We start from the raw sequence: 26299 nt of genomic DNA, 5'->3' as shown, positions 1-26299 counted from the left end.
GGTCAGCGGGCGGCATCGCGCAGCGTCTCCAGGTCGGCGATGATCTCGGACGCCGCCACCGGGTCGAGGTCGCCCAGCGGGGGCGGGGTGCTCCGCGCCCCCCAGTACCGCCCGGGCTCGGCCGCGAACCGCACGTGCTCGAGGAGCTGCACGTCGCCGGTCGCGTCCGGGACACCGATGCTGAAGCCGGGGTACAGGTCGACGACGGTGTACCGGTCGGCGCCGGCCCTCCGGGACATGTACTCCTGGCTGCCGCCGTCCCCCGGCTCGGCGCGCTCCCAGCCGCGCTTCTCCAGCCCGAGGACCGTCCCGAACGGCACCTCCAGCCCCTCGAACCGCTCGAGCCGCCCGCTCTCCCGCTCCGCGTCGGTCAGCGCGTGGACGGGACGGGCGAGCTGCTCGAACGGCTGCAGGATCTCGTAGTCGGCGAACACCTCCCGCCAAACCGGAAGGGTGTCCCCGAGGTGGAGCGGGTGCGCGATCCCCACCCGGGCCGACTCCGCGAGGTCGAACGTCTTGTCGTCGGCGTCGGCGAGCGTCCCGTCCTCGGCGACGCGGAACGACGCCGTCCCGTCCGCGGTGTCGGCGAGCCACACCAGGCGGCGGGCGAGGTGCCCGGCGAGCGGGTGCCGGACGAGGTGCGCGCGGAACTCGTCCGGCGTCCAGCGGCGGCCCTCGACCATCGCGCGTTCGAGGCGGCGGAGCTGGTCGGCCGCGACGGTCCGGACGTCCTTCTTCAGCGCGGCGAACGCCTTGTGGGCGGCGGGCGCCAGCTCCGGATCGTCCTTCGCGCCCGGCTTCGGCAGCGCCTTGCGGACCTTCCCCGCCTCGTCCACCACGAACGGCTTGAGCTGCTCGTCGAACCCGACCGTGAACCGCCGCGGACCGTAGTCGAGCGCCATCGACCCGTCCGCGTCCAGGCCGAAGTGCGGGACGAGCCGGTCCGCGAGCTCGTCGAGGGACAGCCCGCGCGCCTCCGCCACCTCGGCGATCTTCTCCTGCGCGCGGGCCCGCAGCCCCTTGAACTTCACCTTCTGCGAGATCGAGTGCAGGTGCATCAGCGCGACGTCGGAACCGATGCCCGCGAGGACGTCCAGGCCGGTGACGGCGTACTTGTGGCCGCCCTCCCCCGGCCACGCCCGGATCAGCGGGGCGAGCCGCCGGACCGCCTCGTCGTCGCCGGAGCCGCCGAGCTGGGCGAGGGCCCAGCTCTCCTTGGACGGGCGGCCGAGGTCGAGCCAGTGGGCGAACACGCTCCAGCCCAGTTCGGCGAGCGACGCGGGCTCGAACGCCGCGCGCAGCTCGTCCAGGCCGTACGGGACGGGCAGGGCCAGCAGTTCCAGGAGCCGCGGGACGTGGGCCTCCGGGAGGGCGCGGTCCCCGCCGCGCAGCAGCACCTGCGGCAGCGCCGCCTGCCGCACCCAGTCGCCGACCGCGGGCCGTTTGACCAAGCCGGTCTGCACCGGGTGCGCCGTGAGGAGCGTCCGCAGTTCGTCCGCCGCGCCGGGGCACGCGGCGGCGACCGCGTCGGCGCCGTGCCGGGCGGCGAGCCGGCGCAGCGCGTGCTCGGCGGCCCGGCGCGGCTTGCCCGGCCGGCCCAGCGCGGCCGGGGCGAGGTACGGGACGGCGTCGGTGCCGTGCAGGTCCAGCCAGGCGACGGCCGTGGCCGCGCTCTCGCCTCCGCGGAGCAGGTCGTCGGCGGCGCCCGCCGCGACCGGGGCGCTCAGGAACGGCAGGTACAGCCCGGCCGCCCGGACCACCAGGTCGTGGGCGTCGACGCCGTACCGGGCGACGACCGGTTTCATCCAGCTCTCGGCGTACGCGAAGCGCACCAGCTTGGGCAGGACGGGGCGGACGACGTCCTCGGGCCCGAACAGCAGCAGGTTGCCCAGTTGCATACGTCCCAGGAACCGGTCCGTCCCGGCGGCGAGGTCCGCCCAGTCGGGTTCGGGGACGAGCCGCTCCATCTCGCTCGTGTCGGCGGCGAGCCACGCCTCCCGCATCCCGGCGGGCCAGGCGACGCGCGGCGCGGGCGGCTCCAGGCCGGGCGCCGCCGGCTTCACCGGCCGCTTCCAGGGCGGCGGCGCGGTCAGGCACGCCGGGAGGTCGGCGGCCGGCGCCTCCGGGACGCGCGGCGCCATCGCCGCGAGGATCGGCTCGACGGCGGCGCGGGCGCCGTCCGGCAGGTCCGGCAGCGCGGCCGCGACCAGGTCGGCGTGCGCGCGGACGTGCCCGTCGAGCAGCTCGGCCGCGTCGCGGTCGCCGGCGTCCGCCAGGAGGCGCACGGCGCGGTGGGGGAACCGCCGCATCGCGTCCATCAGCGCGCCCCGGCCGTGCCGGTCGTCCCGCCGGTCCAGCAGCGCGCGGAACGCGTCGTCGGTCGGCAGCACGGCCACCGCGTCGAAGACGCACCTGCGGAGCTCGCCGCCCTGCCGGCCGTCCGCCACCGCGTTCAGCAGGTACGCCAGCACGGCCGTGCCGATGCCGTCGGCGAGCGTCGCGATCGTGCCGGTGGACACCCGGGCCCGCCGAGAGCGCGGCAGCAGCCCGTCGAGCTGGGACGGCCGCCCCAGCGAGCACAGCACCAGCGTATCGAGCCGCTCCCAGCGGGGTCCGGCGGCGAGGAGGTCGTCGACCCGGTCCTGCCGGTCGGGAAGGAGGTACGCGACGATCCACGCCCCCAGCATCTCCTCCTCGGCCGGCCAGTGGACGGCGTCCAGCCGCTCGGCCGCCGCCGCGTACCCGGCGTCGTCGGCCGCCGCGAGGAACGCCCGCACCCGCCACAGCGCCTCCTGCTCGGGCTCGCCCAGGCCGCGGGGCATCCGCGTCCCGTTGTGGAACCGCCGGTCGGCGGCCAGCACCGCCTTGCACCGCTCCACGACGGCCTCGGCGGCGAAGGCGAGCCCGTGCTCGGCGACCCACGCGTCGACCAGCGTCCGGAACGTCACCGCCTTGCGCTCGTACTTCCACTCCGCCTTCACCGCGGCGGCCGCGACCGCCGCCGCCCCCACCGGGTCGGGCTCCCCGGCGAGGTACCGCCGGGCCGCGTCGACGGACTCCCCCTCCCCCGCGGGCGCCCGCATGAGGCTCCGCGCCTCCGCCGGGCCGGCGGGCTTCACCGCCGCGGGCACGCCGCCCCTGCGGGGGTGGATGTACCGGAGCCACGCCTTCGGGAAGTCGAACACGTCCTCGTCCGGCGCCACGGAGTTCTGCTGATCCTTCATAGCGGGTCAACGTAGGGCATGCCGCCGACGTCGGCGGGGCCACCGGAACGCCCGGCGGCCGGATGCGGGACGATGGCGGTCCCGCGAAAGAGGAGGTCGGAGTGGAGATCGGGGACGGGACCCTGGCGGTGGGCGCGGGACGCCCGCCCGCGGAGAAGTTCGCGCCGACGCTGCCGGGACCGGCGTTCGCCGCGCACTACCACCTGCCCGGCGAACCGGCCGGGCCCTACACCTACGGCCGCGACGCCAACCCGACGTGGACGCTGCTGGAGACCGCCATCGGCGAGCTGGAGGGCGGCGCCGAGGTGTCGGTGTTCTCGTCCGGCATGGCGGCGATCGCGGCGGTGCTGCTCTCCCAGGCGCGGGCGGGCGACGCGGTCGTCCTGCCGACGGACTGCTACCAGACGACGCGGTCGCTGCGGGACCGGCTGGAGTCCTACGGCGTCGAGGTCCGGATGGGCCCGACGGCCCGCGACGCCCAGCTCGACCTGCTCGACGGGGCCCGCCTGGTCTGGCTGGAGACCCCCTCGAACCCGAACCTGGACGTGTGCGACGTCGCCCGCATCGTCGAGGCGGCGCACGCGGGCGGCACCCTCGTCGCCGTCGACAACACCCTCGCCACCCCGCTCGGGCAGCGCCCCCTCGACCTCGGCGCCGACTTCTCCGTCGCCAGCGACACCAAGGCGATGACGGGCCACGGCGACCTCCTGCTCGGGCACGTCGCCACCCGGGACCCGGGGCTGGCCGAGAGCGTCCGGTGGTGGCGCAAGACGGTCGGCGCGATCCCGGGGCCGATGGAGGCGTGGCTGGCGCACCGGTCCCTCGCGACCCTGCAGCTGCGGCTGGACCGGCAGTCGGCGAACGCGCTCGCGCTCGCCGAGGCGCTGCGCGACCGTCCCGAGGTGTCGGGGCTGCGGTACCCGGGCCTGCCGGACGACCCGTCGCACGCCCTCGCGTCCCGGCAGATGAAGCGGTTCGGCTGCATCGTGTCGTTCACGCTGCCCGACGAGGAGTTCGCCGAGCGGTTCCTCGGCGCCCTCGCGCTGGTGACGCAGGCGACGAGCTTCGGCGGCGTGCACAGCTCGGCGGAGCGGCGCGGCCGGTGGGGCGGCGACGCGGTCGAACCGGGCTTCGTCCGCTTCTCGGTCGGCGTGGAGGACACCGCCGACCTCGTCGCCGACGCCCTGCGCGCCCTCGACGCCGCCCGGACCTGACCGGCGGGGGGCTGATCCGGCGGCGGGCGGGTAGGCAGCCGGGCGTGGGGGGATGCGCGCGACCGGGCGGCCCGGAGACCGGGCGGCCCGGGATGAGCTCCGAGGCCGACGTCGTCATCGCGGGCGCCGGCCCGGTCGGTCTCGTCACCGCGCTGCTGCTGGCCCGGTCCGGGGTGTCCAGCGTCCTGCTGGAGGCCGCGGACCGCCGCGAGACGACCGGGTCCCGCGCGATCTGCTTCCAGCGGGACGTCCTGGACGTCCTCGGCCGCGCCGGCTGCGGCGACGACCTCGTCGCCCGCGGGGTCACCTGGACGACGGGGCGCACCTTCTACCGCGGCACCGAGCTGTTCGCGGTGTCGTTCCCCGACCCGGGCGAGGGCGTGACGCCGCCGTGGATCAACATCTCGCAGTCCGAGGTGGAGCGGCGCCTGTGCGGCCTCGCCGCCGCCGAACCGCTGGTCGACCTGCGCTACGGGCACCGGGTCGTCGCGCTGGAGCAGGACGCCGCGGGCGTCGAGGTGACGGCCGCGAACGGGGTCCGCGTGCGCGGCGGCCACGCCGTCGGCGCCGACGGCGCGCACAGCACCGTCCGACGCCTGCTGGGCGTCGCGTGGCCCGGCCGCTCGTTCGACGACCGCTTCCTCATCTGCGACGTCCGCGCCGACCTGCCGTTCCCGAACGAGCGCCGCTTCCACTTCGACCCGGTGTGGAACCCCGGCCGGCAGGTGCTGGTCCACCAGTGCCCCGACTCGGTGTGGCGCATCGACTGGCAGGTGCCCGAGGACTTCGACCTGGACGCCGAACGCGCGTCGGGCGCCCTCGACGCCCGGATCCGCCGGATCGTCGGCGACGCCCCGTACGAGCTGGTCTGGACGACCGCCTACCGGTTCCACCAGCGGTGCGCCGCGGCGTTCCGCGCGGGGCGCGCGTTCCTGGCGGGCGACGCGGCGCACGTCTTCGCCCCGTTCGGCGCGCGCGGCCTCAACTCGGGCGTCCAGGACGCCGAGAACCTCGCCTGGAAGCTGGCCTTCGCGCACCGGCACGGCGCGCCCGACGCCCTGCTCGACACCTACGACGCCGAACGCCGCGCGGCGGCGCTGGAGAACCTGCGGGTGACGGCCCGCACGATGGAGTTCCTGGTCCCGCAGACGCCGGAGCAGCGGGAGCGGCGGGCCCGCACGCTGGAGCGGGCGCCGCACGACCCGGACGCCCGCGCGGCCATCGACTCCGGGAAGCTCGCCGAGCCGTTCCGCTACGCCGGCTCCCCGCTGACCACGCCGTCCGGCACGTCCCTTCCGGGGTCCCTCTGCCCGGACGCCCCGTGCGTCCTCGACGGCGAACCGGCCCGGCTCCGCCGCGTGTTCGGCACGGGCATGACCGTCCTCGTGCCCGCCCGCCACGCGGCCGCCGTCGCGGCGGACGTCCCCTGCCGGGTCCTCGCGCTCGAAGACGTCGGCGCGCAGGCGCTTGCGGTGGGCCCGGCGGCGGAGGGCCGTGACGAGGGCGATGGCGGCGCCGGTGCCGATCCCGAGGACCGGGAGAAGGGCGGCGAGAAGCAGGCCGCCGCCCAGCGCGAGGAGGCCGCCGGACGGGTCGCCGATCGCGTACCGGGACAGCGCGTCGGACGAGCAGGTGATCTCGTGGTCGCCCGCCCGCGTCACGTCGATGGTGTAGAGCAGCGCCCAGGTCTCGTCGCGGGTGAGGAACACGTCGGTCCCCGGGTCGGTGAGGCGGGGGTCGCCCGGCCCGGTGATGCCGCACGTCGGGCCGGGCGACCGGCCCGGGTACATGACCCAGATCGCCTTGTCGCTCCCCGGGTCGAGGCGCAGGGTGACGGTGTCGCCGTTGGCGAACCGGTCGCCGGTGTCGACCGCGCCGATCGCGCCGTCGAGCCGGTACGCGCCGATGACCGTGCCGAGCACGGTCAGCACGACGGCGATCGCGGCCGCCGCGGCGTACCAGGCGCGGCGGGGCCGGAGTTCGTTCGCCGCTTTCTGCGGCAGATCGGGCTGCATCGCCATAACTTAGACCGGCCGCCCGAAGGCGGGCACGGCCGGGACCGTGGGGGGCGCCGGCCCCGGTCGGCAAGGCCGTGCGGGCGCCGCGGCGGCCCGCCGTCCCCGGGCGCGTGCCGGTGCGCTCGTCCAGGTCAGGCCCATGGCAGGGTCGATGCGTGGACGAACTGATGACGGCCGCCGTTCTGGTGGGCCACGGGGAGCCGGATGTCCTGCGGGTGCGTCACGATGTGCCCGTTCCGCGGCCGGGGTCCGGGGAAGTGCTGGTGCGGGTGAGCGCCGCGGCGGTGAACAACACCGATATCTGGACCCGGAAGGGCGCCTACGGGCTGCCGGGGCGGCCGGACGCCCGCGCGGGGTGGCGGGGCCCCATCGCGTTCCCCCGCATCCAGGGCGGCGACATCGCCGGGACGGTCGCCGCCGCCGGCCCCGGCGCGCCCGGCGACCTCGTCGGGCGGCGGGTGCTGGTCGATCCGGCGCTGTACCGGGACGAGGGCGCGCAGGCGCCGCCCGTCGGGCTGCTGGGCAGCGAGGCGGACGGCGGGTTCGCCCAGTACGTCGCGGTGCGGGCGGACCGGGCCCACGACATGACCGGGTCGCCGCTCTCGGACGAGGAGCTGGCGTGCCTGCCGGTGGCGTACGGCACCGCGATGGGCATGCTCGAACGCGTCGGGCTCCGGGACGGGGAGACGGTGCTGGTCACCGGCGCGTCCGGCGGGGTGGGGCTGGCGCTGGTGCAGCTCGCGGCGGCCCGCGGCGCCGCCGTCGTCGCGGTGACGGGCCGCGCCCGGGCCGCGGAGGTCGCCGCCGCCGGCGCGGCCCACGTCGTCGCCCGCGACGAGGACGACCTCGCCGCGCGGGTGCGGTCGCTGTGCCCCGCCGGGCTCCCGGTGGTCGCGGACGTCGCCGGGGGCCCCCTGCTCGAACGGCTGCTGCCGCTGCTGGCGGACGACGGGCGGTGGGTGATCGCCGGGGCGGTCGCCGGGCCGGTGGTGCCGTTCGACCTGCGGCGCCTCTACCTGCACAACCGGCGGCTGATCGGCTCGTCGATGCACACCCGCGAGCACTTCGCCGAGCTCGTCCGGATCGCCCGTGCCGGGCTGGTCAGGCCCCGCATCGCGGGACGGCACCCGCTCACCGGGATCGACCGGGCGCAGCGGCAGTTCGCCGAGGGGCGGTACACCGGCAAGATCGTCGTCCGCCCCTGACGCCGCGCGCCGCTACTGGGTGGCGATGGCGATGCACCGGCGCAGGACCTCGACGGCCTTCGGGTCGCCCTCGATCCGCACGTCGCCGCCGCGGTTCCAGACCCAGCGCAGCAGGGCGTCCGGCGGGCCGGAGAGGGTGACGTCGGCGGGGCCGCCGCCGGGGCCGTCCTGGACGTCGAACAGGTCCGGGCCGGACCGGACGGCCCACGCCGCGCCGTCCGTCCGCAGCGCGTACGTCCGTTCGGGGGCGCCGCCGAGGACGCCGGTGAACTCCTCGCTCCACTCGGCGACGGCGTACGCCACGCAGACCTTGAGGAGTTCGTCGATGCCGTCGGCGGCGAGGTCGGGCGGGACGTCGCCGACCGGGCGCCCGGCGCCGAGCTCGGCGTCGATGCGGTGGATCAGCGTCTCGTGCGCCATGCGGCGCATCCAGAAGCCGACGGTCTGGTCGGGGCCGTACCAGGTGACCGACGGGTCTCCGGGCGCCCGGGCGGCGAGCTCGCCGCGCAGGTCGGGGTAGGACCGGTCGAGCAGGGCGAGCGGGTCCTCGGCGGCGAGCCCGGGCGGGGGCCACGGCTCGGGCTCGGCCCCTTCCCGGACGGTGCGCGCCTTCTCGAGGTACACCTCGCCGACGTGGCGGGCCAGGTCGGCGACGGTCCAGCCGGGGCAGGTGGGGACGGGAGCGGAGAGGCCGGACGCGGCGGCCGCGCGGAAGCGGGAGAACTCGTCGTCGAGGTGGCCGAGGAAGCGGGCGTGATCCATGCCGGGCATCCCAGCAGGTCCCGCCCTCTTGATCAACACGAGCGGGTCGAGCGTCCGGTGCGGGGTCTCCCGGCCGGGCACGGCGCGGCCTGGACGCGGCCCGCCGACGCGCGCCGCGCGCCGGAGGACGACCGGACGTGCGCGCGGCCGCCGGGGGAACACGCGGGAACCGTGCGGGGAAGGCGATCATCTCAGTCACGTGATGACGAGTCAGGAGCCAACGGGGGCGCGGAACTTCAACGTCGATCTGCGCGGGATCGTCGACCTGCTGAGCCGGCACCTCTACAGCAGCCCCCGCGTGTACGTGCGGGAGCTGCTGCAGAACGCGGTGGACGCGATGACGGCGCGGGGCGCCGGGACGGACGCGCCGATCCGGTTCGAGACGGGGAACGGGGAGCTGCGGGTCGCCGACGCGGGCGTCGGGCTGACCGAGCCGCAGGTGCACGAGCTGCTCGCGACGATCGGCAATTCGTCGAAGCGGGACGAGCTGGGACTGGCGCGGCACGACTTCCTCGGGCAGTTCGGGATCGGGCTGCTGTCGTGCTTCCTCGTCGCCGACGAGATCGAGGTGGTGACGCGCAGCGCGGCCGTCCCGGACGCCCCGGCGGTCGTGTGGCGCGGCCACGCGGACGGGCACTACACCGTGGAGCCGGGGCGGCGGGACGAGCCGGGGACGACCGTGGTGCTGCGGGCCCGGCGGGACTTCGGGCACTGGCTGGAGGCGTCCACGGTCCGGGAGCTGGTGCGGCACTACGGCGCGCTGCTGCCCTGCGACGTCCGGGTGGACGGCGAGCGGGTCACCGAGCCGGCGGCGCCGTGGGAGCGGGGCCGCGGCGACCTGGTCGCGTACGGGACGCGGGTGCTGGGCGCGGAGCCGTTCGACGCCGTCCCGCTGGAGGTGCCGGAGGCGGGGCTGCGGGGCGCGGCGTTCGTCCTGCCGTACGAGAGCAACCCGAGCGAGCGGGCGACCCACCGGGTGTACCTGAAGCGGATGCTGCTGGGCGACCGGGTGGAGGGCGTGCTGCCGGAGTGGGCGTTCTTCGTCCGGTGCGTCGTGGACGCCGGGGAGCTGCGGCCGACGGCGAGCCGGGAGCAGCTGTACGACGACGAGCTGCTGGCGGTGACGCGGGAGCGGCTCGGCGACGCGCTGCGGTCGTGGCTGGTGCGGCTGGCGGCGACGGACCCGGCCCGGATGCGGGACTTCCTGAAGGTGCACTACCGCGGGGTGATGGCGCTGGCGGTGCACGACGCCGAGATGCTGCGGATCGTGGACGAGCAGGTCCCGTTCGAGACGAGCGAGGGGCACGTCACGCTCGCGGAGCTGCGGGCGCGGCACCGCTCGATCCGGTACACGCCGCGCGTGGAGGAGTTCCGGCAGCTGTCGGCCATCGCGGCCGCGCAGGGCATCGCGCTCGTGAACGGCGGCTACGTCTACCACGTCGAGATCCTGAACCGGCTGCGGCGGCTGGACCCGGACCTGGACGTCCGCAGGCTGGAGACGTCGGAGCTGGCGACGCGGTTCGGCCCGGTGGGGCCGGGCGTGGAGTTCGCGGCCCGCGACTTCCTGGACGCCGCGCGGCGGACCCTGGCGGGGCACGGCTGCGCGCCGCTGCTGCGGGCGTTCTCCCCCGCGTCGCTGCCGGTGGTGTACCTGGAGGGCGACCCGGGCGGGCACGGCGCCGACGAGGACGCCGACGGCGTCTGGGCGGATTTCATCGCCACCGGGGAGCCGGAGCGGGCCGGGCCGCGGCTGGTGTTCAACCACCGCAACCCGGTCGTGGCGCGGCTGACGAGCACCGCGGACGTCCGGGTCGTGGAGCTGTCGGTCGAGGCGCTGTACGGGTACGCGCTGCTGACCGGGAACCGGCCGCTGCGGCCGGACGACGTGGCGGGCGTGAACCGCGCGTTCCTCGGGCTGGTCGAGCACGCCGTCCGGGAGGGGTGATGGCCGCGCTCGACCGCGAGGAGCTGCGGCGGCGGCACAAGGCGGCGTGGCGGCTGGAACCGGGGAAGCCGGGCGGCGGCAAGGAAGTGTTCGTGGCCGCGATGGAGGCGGTGCTGGCCGACGCGGAGGCGCTCGGCGACCCGGAGGCGCTGTTCGAGGTCCGCATCGACTACGGGTACGCGCTGCGCTCGAAGAGCTGGAAGCGCCGCTCCCAGGAGGTCATCGGGGAGGAGCTCGGCGTGCTCCGCAAGGCGCTGCTGATGTGGCACGCCGAACCGCACCGCTACAGCCCCGCGCACGTCACGGCCATGTGGACGCAGTTCTACAACGTCCTCGACTGGTACATCCGGATGGACGTCCAGCCCGCGGACGGCGTCCACCGGTTGATCGACGAGCTGGAGCGGTACTGCCCGCCGGAGCGGCGCTGGTCGCGGTACGCGCTGGACGACGCCCGCATGGACCTCGAAGCGCGCCGCGGGAACGTGCCCGAGGTGGAGCGGCTGTGGCGGCGGCTGCGGGTGCAGGGGACGCCGGAGGAGCACTTCATCCCCGACGGGCACGCCGGCGGGAACGCGCTCATGTGGACGCGGCTGGGGCGGTACGACCTCGCGATCGAGGCGATGGCGCCGGTGGTGTCCGGTCAGATCCCGGTGCGGGAGGACAACGCGTACGAGACCGCCCTGATGATGCCGTACCTGCACACCGGGCGGCTCGACGAGGCGGTGGCGGCGCACCAGCGCACCTACGCGCTGCGCGGGCTGACGTACGAGGACGTCGCCGCGCACCTGGAGTTCTGCGCCCGCACCGGCAACGAGGAGCGCGGACTGGACGTCCTGCACCGCAACCTCGGCCGGATCGGGATCGACTGCCGGTACGCCGTGCACATGTGGACGGCGGCCGCGGCGGCGCTGCTGTGCCGCCGCGTCTGCGAGGCGGGGCTCGACCGCGAGTGGTTCTGGCCGTGCGGGTGCGACGACCCCGACTGCGACTACCTGCCGCTGACCACGTACGCCGAGATCGGCGCGCAGTTGCACTGGGGGGCGGTGAACCTGGCCCGCGAGATCGGCGAGATGGACGGGTCGACGCACCTGCCGGAGCGGGTCGAGGCGCTGATCCGCGCGGAACCCGTCGTCGACCGGCTGGAGCTGCCTCCGCCGTCCGCCCCGCCCGCGCGGGACGCCGGCCCGCGGCTCGCCGCGCACCTGGCCGTCGCCGACCCGGGCGGGCTGCGGCGCGAGCTCGGCCGGGCGCGGGCCGCCGAGAGCGCGCGGCGGCGGATCAGCCGGACGCAGCAGGTGGTGCAGAACGCGGTCGCGGCGGGCGCCGCGGACATCGTCGCGGACGCCCGGTTCGCGCTGCTGGACGACCTGCTGCCGGAGAACCGCGAGCGGTGGCGGCAGCACCTGTTCACGACGGTGGAGGAGCTGCTGCGGCTGCACGGCGAGCGTCCCGACCTGTTCGGGGCGGAGCGGCTGGACGCGCTGTGGCGGGCGGTGCCGGTCGCGCTGGACCGGGTCCTGGCGCGCCCCGGGCCGCACCTGCGGCGGGTCCGCGGCCTGCTCGACCTGCTGGAGCCGCGATGCCGCCCCGGGACCGACGACCTCTGCCACGTCCGCTGGTTCCGGACGGAGGAGGCGGCGCGGCGCGGCGACCCGGACGCGGCGCGGGCGGCGTGGGCGGAGTTCCGGGCGCTGCCGTCCGCCGCCGCCCACACCGCGCGCGGGCGCGTCGCGCGCGGCGTCCGGTGGTGGCTCGACCTTGGGCTCGACGGCGAGGCGTTCGCCGCGGCGGCGGCGCTGCCGCCGGGCGACGAGCGCGAGGACCTGCTGCTGCCCGCCCTGCTGCGGGCGGGGCGGGCGGAGCGGGCGCGGGAGGTGCACGAGCGCTCGCACCTGACGGCGTCCGGTGCGGCGGAGGTCGCCGCGCACCTGCTGTACTGCGCGGAGACGGGGGCGCTGGAGCACGGGCGGGACATGCTCCTGCGCGTCCTCGGCCTGTTCCACATCACCGACGACGAGGACTGGGAGTTCGACCTGCTGCGCGCGTACGCGGGCGCGATCCGTGTGGGCGAGGCGCTGGTGGCGGCGGGGCTCGACGAGCCGTGGACGTGGCCCGCGGACGCGTGCTGCGAGCCGGAGGACGGCTGGAGCTTCGCCCGGATGGCCGCCTCGTGCCGCGACTACCTCGGCGTGTACGCGCGCCGCTGGGAGGACGTCCTGGGGACCGCGTACCACACCCGCGCCGCCTTCGGCCTCGCCGGCGGCCGCGCCGGGAAATCCGGGTGATCGCGGGGCGGGCCGGGCAGTAGTGTGCGCGCTCATGGACGATCCGCAGGCGCTTCTCGACAACGGCGACGTCCCCGGGCTGCTGCGGCACCTGCGGGCGAACGCCGACGGCATGGACCTCCGGGAGCTGGCGCGGCTGGCCGGCGGCGCCGCCGCGGCGTCCGGGTTCGACGATCTGCGGGAGGCCGCGGCGGCGGTCGCCGGGACGGCCGGACGGGGCGGGGAGCCGGGCCCGCAGGAGCTGTACGACTTCGGGTACGCGTGCGTCGAGCGCGGGGCGGCGGCCCTGGCCGTCCCGGCGCTGCGGGCGGCGCTGGAGCTGCTGCCCGGGGAGGTGGGGCTGGTCCGGGAGCTGGCCGCCGCGCTGGAGCGGGAGCACCGGCACGCGGAGGCGGTCGCGGAGCTGGACGCCCGCGCCGCCCTGCTGGAGCCGTGGCCGGACCGGTACCTCGTCGCCTACAACGCGTTCATGGCCGGGGACGTCGCCCGCGCGGAGGACGCGGCGCGGGGGCTGCCGGAACCGGACGGGACGTGGGCGCCCGCCGCGGAGCGGCTGCACCGGCTGCTGGCCCGGGCGCGGGCGGTGCGGGCGGTGTCGCCGCTGGACGACCGCGACCTGCGGGGCTGGCAGTTCGCGATCGGCGGGGCGGTGCTGCTGACGCTGTCGCCGCACGGGTTCGCCGACGGGATGACCGGCCGGTTCGCCTACCTCGGCGACGCGTACGGGCAGTGCCGCCGCTCCGTCGAGCGGCTGCGGACGGTGCTCGGCGCGGCCGGGCTCGCCCCGGACCGGGTGATGCCGCTGCCGGACCGGTCCAGCACGATCCTCGGGCTGGCGGCCGCGGAACTGCTCGGCCTGCCCGCGGAGCCGTTCGCGCCGGAGCGGCCGGGCTCGCTCGTCGTCGCCTACGACCTGAACGAGGCGGACGGCGAGGCGCTCGGCGGCCTCTGGGACCGGGCGGAGGGGCAGGTGCTGTTCGAGCACGCCACCTGCTGGACGGACCCGCCGCCGGTCACCGCCGACGTGAGCGGGCTGCTGCACCAGGTGGCCGTCCCGCCGTGGGGCGCGGGGCTGCGGGCGGCGCCGGACGGGTCGGTGGAGCGGACGGAGCCGGACGAGCGGCCCGCGGCGGAGGTCGCCGCGGAGATCGTACGGGCGGAGCCGGACGCGGACGAGGGCGACGGCGCGACCCCGCCGGACCCGGACGCCGCCCTGGCCGCGCTGGTCGCGGCGGTGCGGCCGCGGTGGCCGGCCGCCGGGCCCAGGGAACCGGTCGGTTCGCCCGGGCCCGTGCGCAGCTCGCGGTTCGCCTGACGGCCCCGGTGCCGGTCAGCCGGTGGCGCGCAGGGCGGCCTCGAAGGCGGTGACGGCCTCGGAGACGGCGCCCGCGGGCAGCTCGCCGAAGAGCCGCGGCGGCCCGTCCGGGACCCAGGCGCTGTAAACGGAGCCGACGAGCCGCACCCCGCGGACCTCCTGGTCCTCGATCTCGTACGTGTCGTACTCGGGCAGACCGGGGTCGAGGTCGAGGGCGACGGCGCGCTCCCCCGCCCCGACCGCGATCCACGGCCGGCGGCCCCCGCTGGCCATGGCCTGGCGCCAGCCCCCGCGGAGCAGCGCCCGCGCGCCGGCGGCCGGGAGCACGGCGCCCTCGTACCGGGCGAGGCGGTCCGTGCCCCGCTCGTCCGCGGTCAGGACGCGGCAGGGCCGTCCGAGCTGCGGGAACGGCTGGAGGATCTCGTAGTCGGCGAACAGCGCCGACCACGCCTTGTGCTCCTCCTCGCCGAGCAGGACGGGGTGCACGACGGTGATCTCCGAGTCCGCCGGGAGGTCGACGGCCTCGTCGGCGGCGTCGGCGAGCGTGCCGTCCTCGGCGATGCGGAACGACGTCCCGTCCGCCGCCCGCCACACGAGGCGGCGGGCGATGGGCCGGACGACCGGGTGCCGGGCGATGTACGCGCGGAACTCGCCGGGCGTCCAGCCCCGCCCGGCAATCATGGCGTGTTCGAGGCTCGCGATCCGGTCGGCGCCGACGACGCGGACGTCGGCCTTGAGCCGCGCGAACCGCTCCCGGGCCGCCGCCGCGCGTTCGGCGTCGTCCCGCACGCCCGGTTTCGGGAGGCTCTTGCGGACCCGGCCGTCCTCGTCGACGACGAACGGCACGAGCCGGTCGTCGACGGCGGCCGTGAAGCGGCGCGCGCCGTAGTCGAGGACGAGCGTGCCCGCGGCGTCCAGCCCGAGGTCGGGGGCGAGCCGGTCGGCGAGCCGCTCGGCGGTGAGGCCGCGCGCCTCGGCGATCCCGCCGAGGCGGTACCGGGCGGCGTCCCGGACGGTCTTGGTGCGCGCCCGCATCGCGATGTCGTTCAGGTGCTCCGCCGCCGCGTCCCCGCCGATCTCCACGATCGCGCGGAGCGCGCCGCTCCTCAGATCGGCGGTGTCCGGCTTCGTCCATCCGAGGACCAGCGGGGCGAGGCGGCGGACGGTCCCGGCGTCGCCGAACCGGCCGAGGGCGCGCGGCACCCACCCGTCGCGGGCCGGGCGGCCGCCGTCCAGCCACGCCTCGAACAGGCCCCACGCGAACGCGGCGAGGGACGCGGGCTCGCAGATCGCCCCGACCTCGGCGAGGGCGTCGTCCGCGCCGGGGTACTCGCTGGGGCGGCCCGCGATGGCGAGGAGCAGCACGAGGTTGCGGGCCGCGTCGGCGGGGAGTTCGCCGCCGCCGTCCCGCAGCACCGGGCGGGGCACCGACGGGGCGTCCGCCCAGGCGGGCCGCTTCGGCGGCGCGGGGGGACGCTCCGCCGGGGCGACGCCGGACGGCGCCTCCGCCAGCATCCGCTCCACGGCGGCGGCCGCCTCGTCGCCGTAGGCGCGGGCGGCGCGCACGACCAGCCCGGCGTCCATGGCGGCGACGTGCCGCAGCGCGTGGACCGCGTACCGGCGGGGCGCGGCCGCCGCGCCGAGGGCGTCCGGCACCAGGTAGTACCCGGCGGCGAGCGGGCCGTGCCGCTCGAACCAGGTCTCGGCGACGTGCCGCGCCCTCTTCAGCTTGTAGAGCCAGTAGGCGGCGAGGCGGGCCGTGTCGGCGCCGAGCAGGGGGACCGCCGCCCAGCCGTTGGGGGCCGGGCGGGCCTCGGCCATCCGGACGACGAGATCCCACACGTCCGTCTCCCAGCGCGCGAGGAGGGGCCGCAGCCAGTGCCCGAAGCTCGCGTCGTCGCGGGGCGCGAACTCCGCGAGCAGGGGCCGGGCCAGATGCTCGGGCGCGCGGACGATCACGTCGGCCCGGCTGAAGTCCGCGCCCCCGTACCGGCCGAAGTGCCGGTCGATCTCCGCCCGCCAGTGGGCTTCGTCTTCGCCGCCGGGATCCGCGGACCACTCCTCGCGCTCGCCGGGCGCCCAGCGGACGCGGCGCCCGGCCGGGGGTTCCAGGCCCTCGACGGTCACCGCCTTCCAGTCGGCGGTCCGCTTCGGTTTGCGGAGCCACGGCGGGTCGGTGAGGGCTTCGGGGAGCGTCGGTGTCATGGGACTGCCTTCGGGTCAGCGGGCGGAGGCGGCGAGGCGGGCGAGGTCGGCGAGGACCTCGGACGCGGTCACGGGGTCGAGGTCGCCGAACGTCGGGCCGGTGTCCGGGGCGGAGTACCGGTCGCCGGGCCGGTCGGCGATCCGGACGCCGAGGGTCTGGTCGCCGAACTCGTCGGGGCGGCCGACGGTGATGCCGGGGCGGAGGTCGATGACGACGTACCGTCCGGACCCGGCGCGGCGGGAGATCCACGGTTCGACGCCCGCGTCCTGCGGGGCGGCGCGCTCCCAGCCCCGGTCCACCAGGCCGAGGACGGCGCCCGGCGGGACCTTCAGGCCGTCGAGGCGGGCCAGGGCGGCGCCGGCCCGCTCGTCCTCGGTGAGGGCGTGGACGGGCCGGGCGAGCTGCTCGAACGGCTGCAGGATCTCGTAATCGGCGAACATTTCCGACCACGCCTTCACCCCGTCGCCCAGGTGGACCGGATGCGCGATACCGACCCGCGCGGTTTCCGGCAGGACGAGCGTCTCGTCGGCCGCGTCGGCGAACGTGCCGTCCTCGGCGACGCGGAACGCCGACCCGCCCTCGACGAGCCAGACGAGGCGGCGGACGAGGTGGCCGACGAGGGGATGCCCCGCCAGCAGGTCGCGGAACTCGCCGAGCGGCCACCGCCGGCCGTCCACCATCGCCCGTTCCAGCCGCGCGATCTGGTCGGCCGCGACCGTCCGGACGTCCTTCTTCAACGCCGCGAACCGCTTGTGCGCGGCGGGCGCGAGATCGGGGTCGTCTTTGACGCCCGGCTTGGGCAGCGACTTGCGCACCGTGCCGCCGTCATCGGTGACCGTCGGCTTGAGCTGCTCGTCGAACCCGACCGTGAACCGCCGGGCCCCGTAGTCGAGCGTGAGGGTGCCCGAGGCGTCTAGACCGAAGTCGGGGACGAGCCGGTCGCCGAGCTCGTCGCCCGTCAGCCCCAGACCGGCCGCGACCTCCTCGATCTTCTCCTGCGCCTTCGCCTTCAGCCCCTTGAACTTCACCCGCTGCGCGATCGAATGCAGGTTCGTCAGCGCGGTCTCGGTACCGATCGCGGCCAGGACGTCCAGCCCGAGCACGGCGCGGGCGTGCCCGCTCTCCCCCGGCCACGCGCGGATCACCGGGGCGAGGCGGAGCACGGTGCCGTCGTCGCCCGTCAGGCCGAGCTGGGTCAGCGCCCAGTTCTCCTTCGAGGACGAACCGCACGCCTCCCACCAGCGGAACAGCGCCCACCCGAACTCCGCCAGCGACCCCGGGTCGCACAGCTCCCGCACCACGCGGACGCCCGCGTACACCTCGTCCGGCTTCGACATCGCCAGCATGGTGAGGACATGCGCGACGGACTCGTCGGGCAGGGCGTGCGTCCGGCCGCGCAGCAGGAGCCGCGGCAGGACGCGCGGATCGACCCACTCAGGGGACGGGATCTTCTTCGGCAGGTCGTCCAGCGGGTCGGCGGCGAGCAGCGCCCCGATCGCGGCGGCCGCCGCGTCCCCGTGGACGCGCGCCGCCGCGACGACCGGCTCCGCGCCCTCCCGGTCCGCGATCAGGCGCAGCGCGTGCTCGGCCGCGCGGCGCGCCGCCCCCGCCTTGCCGAGCGCGTCCGGGACGAGCGCGGGCGCGGCGGCGGCGCCGTGCCGGGCGAACCAGGCGCGGGCCGTCCTGCTCGCGGTCTTCAGCCGGACGAGCCAGTCCGCCATCGTCCGCGCGATCTCGTCGCTGAGCAGCGGCAGCAGGACCCCGGCGAGGTTCGCCGGGTCGTTCCGGGCGAGCGCCAGCGCGGGATCGTGCGCAACCGTTCCGAACCGTCCGACCAGTATCCGCATCCAGTCGGCGGGCTCCCACGCGGGCGGGGGCTCCCAGCCCGCGAGGAGCGGGCGGGCGACGTCCTCGGGGCCCTTCACGAGGACGACGACCTGCTGGTGCGGGGGGATCCTGTCGAACTTCCCGGCCAGCTTCGCGAAGTCGAGCCGGTCGGACCACTTCCACAGGTAAGGCGTCCGGGACGTCCATGCCTCGCGCTCGTCCGGCTCCCAGGCCACCGCGCGGACACCCGGCGACGGGAGGTCCTTGATGACGACGGGCTTCGCGGTGGCACCGGCCCGCGTCCACGGCGGCTCGGTCAGCAGCGGCGGCAGATCGGTGGCGACCGGGACGCGCGCGTCCGCGTCGAGGATCTCCCGGACCCGCACCGCCGCCGCGCCGGACAGCGCCGGGAGGGTCCCCTCGGCGAGGTCCGGACGGGACCGGACGTGCCCCGCGAGCAGCTCGGCGGCCTGCGGGGCGTCGCCCTCCGGCAGCAGCCGCATCGCCCGGGCCGGGAACCGGCGGGCGGCGCCGAGCAGCGCGGACGGGACGCCCGGGCGGCCGGCCCGCTCGACGAGCACCCGGAACGCGTCGTCCAGCGGCAGCGCGGCGAGGACATCGAGGAGCACGCGGTCGCTGCCGAGGTAGTCGTCGTCCAGGGCGTCGAGGAGGAGCGGGAGGACCGGACCGGGGCCCACGCCGTCCACGAGGGTCGCGAGGACGTCGAGGGCCGGGTGGTGGCGGTCGAGCGGCACGCCGAGCGCGGCGGGCTGGTGCGGCTCGCCCAGCGAGCACAGCAGCATCCACCACCGTTCCGGGGTGCGCCGGCCGGGGTCCGCGCAGAACTCCTCGACCCAGTCGCGCCGGGTCGGCGCGAGGTACACGGCGATCAGCCGCCGGAGGTGGTGGTCGCGGCGCCGCGCGAGTCCCTCGACGGCCGCCGCGTACACGTCGTCCGGCGCGGCGGCGAGCCGGGCGCGCAGCCGCCGGACGGTGTCCTCCTCGATCCACGGCTCGAGCTGCGCGTCGGACGGGCGGCGCTGCTTGACGCCCGTCCACCTGAGCCCGCCGTCGCCCTTCCCTCGCCGCTTCCCCCGCGGGGGCCGGCGGGTGACGGCGTGCACGGCGCGGAGCCCGCCCATCTCCGCGAACGCGCACGCGGCGAACGCGATCCCGTGGTCTGCCGTCCAGGCGTCGGCGAACAGCCGGTCCGCCCTCTCGTACTGCAACTGGTGCAGGGCAACGGTCACGAGCGCGACCGCCGCCGCGCCCCGCGGGTCCGCGTCGCCGTTCAGGTGGGCGCGGGCCGCCTCGGCGACCGCCGCGTCCGTACCGGGCAGCGCGAGAACCTCGTCGATCTCGTCGCGCCGCTCGTCGACGAGGGCCCGCACGCGATCGGCGGCGTCCCGGTCGGGGGCGGGCGGCGGCGGGACGGGCGGGCGGTCGCGGCGCGGGTGCAGCGTGCGGCGCCAGCCGTCCGGCATGGTGAAGGCGTTCTCGTCGGTCATCGGGGTTCCCGGGTCAGGTGGACGAGGTCGGTGATGATCTCGGAGGCGGTCACGGGATCGACGTCGCCGAAGCGCAGGTCCGGGTCGGGGCTGCCCTTCGCATACTCGTACGGGGCTCCGGCGAGCCGGACGTCGACGAGGGTCTGGTCCTCCCGCTCGTCGAGGCCGCCGACGGGGAAGCCCGGGTCGAGGGTGACCACGAGGTGCGGGCCGCCGGGCAGCGGGCGGGAGATCCAGCGTTCGAACCCGACCTCCATCGGGGCGCCGCGCTCCCAGCCGCGCCGGGCCAGGCCGAGGACGGCGGCGACCTCCGCCCTGCGGCCCTCGAACCGGGCCAGCCGGCCGCCCGCGCGCTCGTCCGCGGTGAGGGCGTGGACGGGGCGGGCGAGCTGCTCGAACGGCTGCAGGATCTCGTAGTCGGCGAACAGGGCCCTCCAGACCGGCAGGGAGCCGGCCAGGTCGACGGGGTGGGCGACGCGGACGGCGGCGCCGTCGGGGAGGGCGACGCCCTCGTCGGCGGCGTCCGCGAACGTGCCGTCCTCGGCGACGCGGAACGCGACCGCGCCGCCGCCCTCGGCTCCGTCGTCGGCGCCGGTCTCGGCGAGCCAGACCAGGCGGCGGGCGAGGTTCCCGACGAGCGGGTGCCCGGCGAGGTGCTCGCGGAACTCCGCGGCCCGCCACCGCCGCCGGGACACCATCGCCGCTTCCAGCCGGCCGATCTGGTCGGCGGCGACGGCGCGCACGTCCTTCTTCAGAGCCGCGAACCGCTTGCGGGCGGCGGCGGCGAGTTCGGGGTCGTCCGCGGTCCCCGGCTTGGGCAGGGACTTGCGCGGTTCGCCGTCCTCGTCGGCGACCGTGGGCCGCAGCAGCTCGTCGAACCCGATCACGAACCGGCGCGGGCCGTAGTCGAGCGTCAGCGTGCCCGACGCGTCCAGGCCGAAGTCCGGGACGAGCCGGTCGGCGAGCTGGTCGGCCGTCAGCTCCAGGTCGGCCGCGAGCTGCTCGATCCTGTCCTGCGCGCGCGCTCGGAGCCCCTTGAACTTCACCCGCTGGGAGATCGAGTACAGGTTCGCCAGCGCGGTCTCGGTGCCGATCGCGGTGAGGACGTCCAGCCCGAGCACGGCCTTCGCGTGGCCGCCGTCGCCCGGCCACGCGCGGATCACCGGGGCGAGCCGCCGGGCCGTCTCGTCGTCGCCGGTCACCGCGAGCTGGGTCAGCGCCCAGTTCTCCTTGGACGGCGCCCCGGCGAACTCCCAGTGGCGGAACAGCGCCCAGCCGAACTCGGCGAGCGATTCCGGGTCGCAGATCTCGCGGACGACGGCCGCGCCCGCGTACGGGTCGTCGAGCCGGGACACCGCGAGCACCGTCAGGACGTGCCGTGCCGCGTCGTCCGGCAGAGCGTGTTCCCGGTCGCGCAGCAGGATCTGCGGGAGGACCCCCAGGTCGACCCACCCGACGTCCGGGACCTTCTTCGGCAGGTCGTCCAGCGGGTCGGCGGCCAGCAGCGCCCCGACCGCGGCGGCCGCCCGGTCCCCGTGCGCGCGGGACGCCTCGACGACCGCCTCGGGGCCGTCGTGCGCGGCGACGAACCGGAGGGCGTGCTCGGCGGCGCGGCGGGCGGGGCCCGGCGCCCCGAGCGCGTCCGGGACGAGCGACGGCGCGGCGGCGGCGCCGTGCCGGCGGAACCAGGCGCGGGCCGTCCGCCCCGAGGTCCTGAGGCGGACGAGCCAGTCCGCCATCGTCCGCGCGATCCCGTCGGTGCGCAGCGGCAGCACGTACCGCCCGAAGGCGTCCGGGTTGCGGCGGGCGAGGTGCAGGGCGGGGTCGCACGCGTCCAGTTCGAGGCGCGCGACGAGCGCCGGCAGCCACGTCGCGGCCCGCGACACGTTCGCGGGCTCCCAGCCCTCCATGAGGGGCCGCAGCAGGTCCTCGGGCCCCACCGCCAGGAACTCGTCCGGGCCGCGCACCGGATAGCCGCCGGGCGGCCAGTTCGCGGCCACCGCGGGGAAGTGGACGTCCGTGCGGTGCCAGCTTTCCGGGACCCCGGCCAGCCAGGCGTCGCGCTCGCCGGGCGCCCACGCGACCCCGCGGGCGCCCGGCGCGGCCAGGCCCCGCACGGCGGGCGGGCGGGCCGTCGCGGCGCGGGTCCACGGCGGCGCGGTCAGCAGCGGCGGCAGGTCCGCGGGCGCCGGCCGGCGCGCGAGCATCGACCGGACCGCCGCCCGCCGCGCCGCCGGGAGGTCCGCCGCGGCCCGCTCCGCGGCGGCCGGGTGCGCGCGGACGTGCTCGGCCAGGACGTCCGCGGCGAGCCGCGACGACGCGGCCGACAGCAGCCGCACCGCCCGCTCGGGGAAGCGCCGGGCGGCGTCCCGCAGCGGGTCGCGGACGCCGGGGCGGCCGAGCCGGGACACGAGCGCCTGGAACGCGGCGTCCACGGGCAGCAGCGGGAGGAACTCGAGCGGCACGCGGGCGCCGCTCGACCGGCTGTCCAGCGCCTGGACGAGCAGCGGCACGGTGTCCGCCGGGCCGAGAACGTCGATCAGCGTCGCGAAGACCTGTTCGTCGAAGAGCCGCCCCGGCCGGCTCCCCATCGCCGCGAGCTGCCGCGGGCAGCCGAACGAGCAGAACAGCATCCACTCCTCGGTGTGGTAGAAGCGCTCCGGGAAGTCCGGGCTGCTCGCGCACAGGTCCTCGACCCAGTCCTCGCGGGTCGGCACGAGGTAGGCGGCGACCATCCGCTGCCAGTCGTGCCGGCGGGCCCCCTCCAGCCGCTCGGCGGCGTCGGCGTACACGTCGTCGGGGGCCGCGGCGAGGCGCCACCGCAGCGACCGGGCGGCCTTCCGCGAGAACCCCTCGCTCGGGTACATCGCCACGGCGGGACGGTGCCCGGCGCCGTACAGGCCGTCCCGCTCCGAACCCGCGAGCACGATGTCCGCCATCTCGGTGAAGGCGTGCGCGGCGAACGCGACGCCGTGCTCGGCCGCGAGCGCGTCCGCGAGCAACGCCTCGACGGACTCCTCCTCGAACTCGTCCCCGAACTCGTCGTCGAACTCGTCCTCCGAGGAGGACGGGAAGAACAGGTCGGCGCAGTCGCCCGCGTGGACGGCGGCGAACACGACCGCCGCCGCGCCGAGCGCGTTCGGCTCGCCGCCCAGGTGGGCGCGGGCCGCGGCGGCGATGTCCGGGGCGGTGTCCGGATGGTCGACGACCTGCCGGACGCCCTCGCGGACGCTGTCCAGGACGGCGCGCGCCCGCTCCACGGCCCCGTCCGGCGGGGGCGGCTCCGGGACGTGCCCGCCGCGCCGCGGATGGACGGCCGCGCGCCAGGCGTCCGGCATGACCAGCGTGTCCTCGTCGGTCATGCGGGCGTCCCGTCCGTCACGCCGGTCAGCCGGATCAGCTCGGCGAGCATCTCGGAGACGGTGACCGGGTCGAGGTCGCCGAGGCGGAGGGCCCCGCCCTGGCCCGGCCGGTACTCGCCGGCCACCGCGGCGACCCGGACGTCGGTGAGGGTCTGGTCCCCGAAGTCGTCGGCCATCCCGACGGTGATGCCGGGGGTGATGCCGAGGACGAGGTGGCGGCCCTCGGGGAGCGGCTTGGAGACGTAGTGCTCGATGCCCGCGTCCATCGGCGCCCCGCGCTCCCAGCCGCGCCGCGTGAGGGCGAGGAGCGCCCCGATCGGCGCCACCGCCCCCTCGAACCGGGGCAGCGTGCCGCCGTCGACCTCCTCCGGGGAGAGGGCGTGCACGGGGCGCCGGAGCTGCTCGAACGGCTGGAGGATCTCGTAGTCGGCGAACAGGTCCGTCCACGCCTTCAGCTCGCCGCCCAGGTGGACGGGGTGCGCGACGCGGACGCGCGCGGTGTCGGCGAGGGGGACGGTGTCGTCCTCGGCGTCCGCGAACGTGCCGTCCTCGGCGACGCGGAACGCCACCGCGCCCCCGTCGGCACCGTCGGCGCCGGCGGCGCCGGCGGCACCGTCCTCGGCCAGCCACACCAGGCGCCGCACGAGGCGGCCGACGAGGGGGTGCCCGGCGAGGTGGTCGCGGAAGTCGGGGAGCGGCCAGCGGCGGCCGGTGACCATCGCCCGCTCGTAGCGCGCCAGCTGGTCGGTCGCGATCGTGCGCACGTCCTTCTTCAGCGCCGCGAACCGCTTGTACGCGGCCGGTGCCAGTTCGGGGTCGTCCGCGGCGCCCGGCTTCGGCAGCGTCTTGCGGAGCCTGCCGTCCCCGTCGGCGATCGTGGGCCGCAGCAGCTCGTCGAACCCGATCACGAACCGGCGCGGACCGTAGTCGAGCGTCAGCGTGCCCGACGCGTCCAGGCCGAAGTCCGGGACGACGCGGTCCGCGAGCTGGTCGGCGGAGAGCCCGAGTTCGGCCGCGACCTCCTGGATCTTCTCCTGCGCCCGGGTCTTCAGCCCCTTGAACTTCACCCGCTGCGCGATGCCGTTGAGGTGCATCAGCGCCGTCTCGGTGCCGATGGCGGCGAGGACGTCGAGGCCGGTGACGGCCTTGGTGTGGCCGCCGTCGCCCGGCCAGGCCCGGATCACGGGCGTGAGGCGGCGGACGGTGTCGTCGCCGCCGGTCAGCGCGAGCTGCGTGAGCGCCCAGCCCTCCTTCGACGGCGCTCCCGATTCCTGCCACCGGCGGAACAGCGCCCAGCCGAACTCGGCGAGCGACTCCGGGTCGCACAGGTCGCGGACGACGCGGACGCCCGCGTACGGGTCGTCCGCCTTCGACATCGCCAGCATCGTCAGGACGTGCCCGGCCGCCTCGTCCGGGAGGGCGCGCGTGCGGTCCCGCAGCAGGATCTGCGGGAGCGTGCGCGGGTCCGCCCACTCCACGGCCGGGATCTTCTTCGGCAGGTCGTCCAGCGGGTCGGCCGCCAGCAGCGCCTCGACCGCCGCGGCCGCCGCGTCGCCGTGGACGCGCGCCGCCGCGACGATCTCCTCCGGGCCGGTGCGGTCGGCGATCAGCCGCAGGGCCGCCTCGGCCGCGCGGCGCGCGGGCCCCGCCTTGCCGAGCGCGTCCGGGACGAGTGCGGGCGCGGCGGCCGTCCCGTGGCGGCGGAACCAGGCGCGGGCGGTCCTGCCCGCGGACTTGAGGCGGACGAGCCAGTCCGCCATCGTCCGCGCGATCCCGTCGGACAGCAGCGGCAGCAGGTACGGCCCGAAGGACGCCGGGTCCTTGCGGGCGGCGGCCAGGGCGGGGGCGCACGCGGCCGCCCCGTGGCGCGCGATCAGCATCGGCAGCCACCCGTTCCCCTCCCAGAGGTTCCTCGGTTTCCAGCCCTCCAGCAGCGGTCGCGCCGTCTCCTCGGGGCCCTTGAGGAACAGGAGGGGCCCCTCGTACCAGTAGTGGTCCTCTCCCGCCGCGACCTTCGCGGCCAGGTCGTCGAAGTCCTCCCCCTGCGCGCGCAAGTTCCAGAGATCGGTCCCCCGCCCCGCCCAGGCGTCGCGCTCGCCCGGGCCCCAGGCGACCGCGCGGGAGCCGGGCAGAGGCAGGTCCTCGATGACGACCGGCCTGCTCTTGCGCCGGGGGCGGGTCCACGGCGGCTCGGTCAGCAGCGGCGGCAGGTCCGCGGCGGCCGGGACCCGCGCGATCGCGTCGAGGATCTCGCGGACCTTCGCCCGCTCCCCGTCCGGGAGGCCGGGCGCGACGTCCTCGGCGATACCGGGGTTCGCGCGGACGTGCACGGACAGCAGCTCCGCGGCCCGCGGGGACGGGGAGCCCGGCAGCAGCCGCATCGCGCGGTTCGGGAAGCGGCGGGCGGCCTCCATCAGGGCGGGGGCGACCTTGGGCTCGTCGATCCGGTCGACGAGCGCCTGGAACGCCTCGTCCCGGGGCAGCGCGGCGAGGAACCCCAGCGTCCGCGCGACCGCGTCGGTGGTGCTCACGTACGGGCCGTCCAGCGCCTCGACCAGCAGCGGCACGACGGGTTCGGCCCCGACGCCGTCGAGCAGCGTCGCGACGACCTCGCGGTCGCAGTGGTAGTGCAGTGGTTGGCCGAGCGCGGCGGGCTGGTGCGGGCGGCCGAGCGCGCAGAGCGCCAGCCAGCCCGCCCAACCGAACCGGCTCTCGCCGGGACGCGCCCACAGGTCCTCGACCCAGTCGTCGCGGGTCGGCGCCAGGTAGGCGGCGACGAGCTTCTGCAGCGGGTGGCGGCGGGCGCCCGCGATGCCGTCGACGGCCTCGGCGTAGACGTCGTCCGGGGCGGCGGCGAGCAGGGTGCGCAGCGACCGGGCGCTCCCCCGGGTGAGCCACCAGTCGTAGAGCAGGTCGTCGGGGCCGTGGTGGCGGACCGTCATCGCCAGGAGCGCGTCGCGGCGTCCCCCGTAGGTCGTCGGGAAACCCGTGCGGTTGGCGCACGCGGGGTTGTCGGCATGGATTCCGGCCCACTCCGTGTAGGCGCGGGCGGCGAACGCGACGCCGTGCTCGGCCACCAGCGCGTCGAGGAACAGGCGGTCGGGCGGCGGATCGGACCACTGCGACATGTGGTTCAGCGGCGCGGTGACGTACGCGACCGCGGCCGCGCCGAGCCCGTTCGCCTCGCCGCCCAGGTGGGCGCGGGCCGCGTCGGCGATGTCGGGCGCGGTGTCCGGGAGCCCGAGGACGTGGTCGATGTCGTCGCGCACGGCGGCGACGAGGCCGCGGACGCGCTCGGCGGCGGACCGGTCGGGCGCGGGCGGCGCCGGGACCCCGGGCCGGTCGCGGCGGGGATGCCGGGCACGCGCCCAGCCGTCCGGCATGACCAGCGTGTTCTCGTCGGGGCCCGTCGTCTCGATCATGGTGAC

Annotated in this window: 12 protein-coding genes; 6 read left to right on the top strand and 6 right to left on the bottom strand. The window is 76.8% G+C overall.

Features of this window, described 5'->3' with window-relative positions; all coding sequences use genetic code 11:
- Positions 1 to 2 precede the first annotated feature (2 nt).
- Positions 3 to 3224, bottom strand: coding sequence for a DUF4132 domain-containing protein (locus DMH08_RS09580; RefSeq protein ID WP_125613124.1), 3222 nt, complete (start codon positions 3222 to 3224; stop codon positions 3 to 5).
- Between the two features lie 101 nt (positions 3225 to 3325).
- On the opposite strand from DMH08_RS09580, the gene DMH08_RS09575 reads away from it, so the two are divergent.
- From DMH08_RS09575 to DMH08_RS09565, 3 genes are all read left to right on the top strand, one after another.
- On the top strand, positions 3326 to 4438 hold the full coding sequence (locus DMH08_RS09575; protein ID WP_199747707.1) for a cystathionine gamma-lyase: 1113 nt from the start codon (positions 3326 to 3328) through the stop codon (positions 4436 to 4438).
- Positions 4439 to 4530: 92 nt separating this feature from the next.
- Positions 4531 to 6624 (top strand): FAD-dependent monooxygenase, encoded by a 2094-nt coding sequence (locus DMH08_RS09570; RefSeq protein WP_125613120.1) that lies wholly within the window; start codon positions 4531 to 4533, stop codon positions 6622 to 6624.
- Positions 6612 to 7661: a zinc-binding dehydrogenase gene (locus tag DMH08_RS09565; protein WP_233617502.1), complete on the top strand. Its 1050-nt coding sequence runs from the start codon at positions 6612 to 6614 to the stop codon at positions 7659 to 7661. The genes DMH08_RS09570 and DMH08_RS09565 overlap by 13 nt, the downstream gene beginning before the upstream one ends.
- Positions 7662 to 7673: 12 nt before the next feature.
- Here the strand turns inward: DMH08_RS09565 and DMH08_RS09560 are convergent, their stop codons facing one another.
- A complete protein-coding gene (locus DMH08_RS09560) occupies positions 7674 to 8423 on the bottom strand; it encodes a maleylpyruvate isomerase family mycothiol-dependent enzyme (protein ID WP_125613118.1) in 750 nt (249 codons plus the stop codon).
- 202 nt (positions 8424 to 8625) lie between these two features.
- On the opposite strand from DMH08_RS09560, the gene DMH08_RS09555 reads away from it, so the two are divergent.
- The 3 genes from DMH08_RS09555 to DMH08_RS09545 are packed head-to-tail and all read left to right on the top strand — an operon-like array spanning position 8626 to position 13968.
- Positions 8626 to 10368, top strand: coding sequence for an HSP90 family protein (locus tag DMH08_RS09555; protein WP_125613116.1), 1743 nt, complete (start codon positions 8626 to 8628; stop codon positions 10366 to 10368).
- Positions 10368 to 12653 carry a hypothetical protein gene (locus tag DMH08_RS09550; RefSeq protein ID WP_125613114.1) on the top strand — a complete coding sequence of 762 codons (2286 nt, stop codon included), beginning with the start codon at positions 10368 to 10370 and terminating at the stop codon, positions 12651 to 12653. Before DMH08_RS09555 ends, DMH08_RS09550 begins: the two co-directional genes overlap by 1 nt.
- A gap of 34 nt (positions 12654 to 12687) precedes the next feature.
- Positions 12688 to 13968 (top strand): hypothetical protein, encoded by a 1281-nt coding sequence (locus DMH08_RS09545; protein ID WP_125613112.1) that lies wholly within the window; start codon positions 12688 to 12690, stop codon positions 13966 to 13968.
- 15 nt (positions 13969 to 13983) lie between these two features.
- Here DMH08_RS09545 and DMH08_RS09540 read toward each other — a convergent pair whose 3' ends face one another.
- From DMH08_RS09540 to DMH08_RS09525, 4 genes are read right to left on the bottom strand one after another with little or no spacing between them, the layout of a single operon-like run.
- Complete coding sequence (locus tag DMH08_RS09540; protein ID WP_125613110.1) at positions 13984 to 16173, bottom strand: DUF4132 domain-containing protein; 2190 nt, start codon at positions 16171 to 16173, stop codon at positions 13984 to 13986.
- Positions 16174 to 16188: 15 nt separating this feature from the next.
- Complete coding sequence (locus DMH08_RS09535) at positions 16189 to 19509, bottom strand: DUF4132 domain-containing protein (RefSeq protein ID WP_125613108.1); 3321 nt, start codon at positions 19507 to 19509, stop codon at positions 16189 to 16191.
- A complete protein-coding gene (locus tag DMH08_RS09530) occupies positions 19506 to 22871 on the bottom strand; it encodes a DUF4132 domain-containing protein (protein ID WP_125613106.1) in 3366 nt (1121 codons plus the stop codon). Before DMH08_RS09530 ends, DMH08_RS09535 begins: the two co-directional genes overlap by 4 nt.
- On the bottom strand, positions 22868 to 26293 hold the full coding sequence (locus DMH08_RS09525; protein WP_125613103.1) for a DUF4132 domain-containing protein: 3426 nt from the start codon (positions 26291 to 26293) through the stop codon (positions 22868 to 22870). The genes DMH08_RS09530 and DMH08_RS09525 overlap by 4 nt, the downstream gene beginning before the upstream one ends.
- Between the last annotated feature and the right edge of the window lie 6 nt (positions 26294 to 26299).

Source organism: Actinomadura sp. WAC 06369 (assembly GCF_003947565.1).
In the GTDB taxonomy this organism is placed as follows: Bacteria; Actinomycetota; Actinomycetes; order Streptosporangiales; family Streptosporangiaceae; genus Spirillospora; species Spirillospora rifamycini.
Note: the sequence above shows the minus strand (reverse complement) of the source record. Positions and strands in the feature narration are given on the sequence as shown.